This window comes from Bartonella elizabethae F9251 = ATCC 49927 (assembly GCF_000518165.1).
In the GTDB taxonomy this organism is placed as follows: Bacteria; Pseudomonadota; Alphaproteobacteria; order Rhizobiales; family Rhizobiaceae; genus Bartonella; species Bartonella elizabethae.
Map to the genome: position 1 here is coordinate 1 of NZ_JADB01000041.1, position 1653 is coordinate 1653.

Annotated in this window: 2 protein-coding genes; both read left to right on the top strand. The window is 37.1% G+C overall.

The window, feature by feature from the left end; genetic code table 11:
* Positions 1-303: hypothetical protein (locus tag T429_RS09975; protein WP_005775076.1), on the top strand; the 303-nt coding region annotated here is incomplete at its 5' end.
* Positions 304-597: 294 nt separating this feature from the next.
* Complete coding sequence (locus T429_RS0108505; RefSeq protein WP_005775077.1) at positions 598-1539, top strand: LbetaH domain-containing protein; 942 nt, start codon at positions 598-600, stop codon at positions 1537-1539.
* The last annotated feature ends 114 nt before the right edge of the window (positions 1540-1653 follow it).

The following is a 1653-nucleotide window of genomic DNA, read 5'->3' on the forward strand; positions in this document are numbered from 1 at the left end:
GAAGAATTTGAAGGTGGTCAGTATCATGATCAAGATATGCCTTTGAAAGTTGATTACAGCACGAAGGCGCAAGTGAAAGCTTGGATATACGGTGGTAATTTGCCAAAAAGCGTATTGAATTATGAAGGTTTAATAGATGAGGTTAATGTGAAAATCAAAAAACGTACCAAAGATGATCAGTTGATTTGTGAGATAACGAATGATGGTGAATGGGGTTATCCATTGTCTTGTGAAGAGATGGATAGAGAGCTAGCAAAAGCCGTTGATATTCAATTAGGTAAGCATCAAAATGAAAAAAAGTGAAAAAAATAAAAAATACGTATTGACTTTAAGGAATGGCTGGTTTAGAAAGTCGACAAGTGCTTAAAAAACACTAAATCACAAGCGGATAAACCACGATAAGGTTTCTCCCATTTCTTAAAATACTGGCTGTCTTTTATGCTTTGAATGGCGTATGATGATTTTGTCGGGTGTAGCTATACCATACAATACCCTTCGCGAGGGAAAAGTATAGCGGCGGACTTGTGACCGTGTTTTTAGCGCCCGACTCCCTTATGGGCTGTCAATTAAAAACTAATAATCACAAGGAAAACAAGCATGACTGCTACAGTTAAAAAACAAGAATCTTCTTTTTTTATTACAGATGATAATGGCTCTTTTAAAAATAGAGAGTTCGCAAAAAAATACGAATTTACAGGTGAAACAAAAGAAGTTAAGGATACTGAAACTCATCAACCTAGAAACTTTTATCGCATTCGTGCTTTAAGGGATTTTGATGATATAAAGGCGGGGGATTTAGGGGGCTTTATCGAAAAGGAAAGCAATCTCTCTCATGAAGGCAATTGCTGGGTTTATGATGATGCTATAGTTGCTATGAATGCTGTTGTTAGTGAAAATGCAAAGGTACGTAATGAAGCCATTGTTGCTCAAAATGCTAAAGTTTATGGGAATGCTATAGTTCGTGATAAAGCTAAAGTTTACGGGAGTGATACCCATGTTTATGGCAATGTCCATATTTATGATAATGCTAGTGTGAGTGGTAGCATGTGGTTTCGTGGCAAGGGGTGGGTTTATGGCAAGTGCGTAGTTAGTGATAATGCTAGGGTCTATGGGAACGCAAAAATTTGTGGTCAAGTTTGTGACAATGCCGTGGTTTATGGCAAAGCCTTTATTTCTATAGAGGCAAAAATTTATGACGATGCAAAGGTTTGGCATAGTGCTTATGTAAAGGGCTTTGTTTATGGGAATGCAAAAGTATCAGGGTCTGCTTATATAGATGAGAATGTTCATATTTTTAATAATGCTAGGGTTTATGGGAAAGCGGCTGTTTATAAAGATGTCAAGATTTATGGGAATGCCCGTGTTTATGAGAATGCTCGTATTTATGAAAAAGTAGAAATTTATGATGATGCGTGCGTTTCCAAAAGGTCTATTATTGCAGAGGGTGTAAAAATTTATGGCAATGCCGTTATTAATGGCAAGCAAAGGATTTGTCATGATGTTTGTAGTAATGACAAGAGTGAAAACAAAGCAGCGTAAATAAGGGGCGGGGGGCTGGTTTATAGCAAAAAAGAAAGCCGCGTCCTTTGAAGACACGGCTTTTGATTCCAAAACCAATCCAAAACTACTTTTTGATAGATACAAACAAAAAGA

What these genes read in the sequence shown, in the direction of transcription:
- T429_RS0108505 (WP_005775077.1), top strand. Translation starts at nt 598, where the DNA reads ATGACTGCTACAGTTAAAAAACAAGAATCTTCTTTTTTTATTACAGAT.